This window comes from Enterovibrio norvegicus FF-33 (assembly GCF_000286835.2).
Classification (GTDB): domain Bacteria; phylum Pseudomonadota; class Gammaproteobacteria; order Enterobacterales; family Vibrionaceae; genus Enterovibrio; species Enterovibrio norvegicus_A.
The window spans coordinates 1-320 of the sequence record NZ_AJYD02000056.1 but is presented as its reverse complement, the minus strand read 5'-3'; the positions used below and the strand labels follow the sequence as shown (position 1 = coordinate 320).

Here is a 320-nt window from a genome sequence, read left to right as displayed (position 1 = left end):
TGGCCGCCATCGGTGATGGTGGCAGTGCCGATAACCGCGCTGGCTTGATTGTCTGTCTTGGCTGACACAGTAAAGGTTTCATCGCCTTCGTAGGTGTCATCCGTCGTGGTGTTAACGACCACATTGAATGCGGTGTCGCCAGCAGCAACAGCGACGGTGAAGCTGCCGTCAGCGGCGACGGAGATCTCGGTGCCGTTGACGGTCACGGTTGTGCCCGTGAAGTCGACGTTCTTGTCGGCGGAATCACCCGCCAACGTCAAGGTAACCTCGGTGTTGGTGGTGCTGTCGTTGGTCAGAGTGACCGTAAAGGTGGCATCGTC

General features: G+C 58.4%; 1 pseudogene. It reads right to left on the bottom strand.

Going from position 1 to position 320, the window contains the following annotated elements:
• A pseudogene (locus tag A1OO_RS23500) lies at positions 1–320 on the bottom strand (cadherin repeat domain-containing protein); the annotation flags it as partial.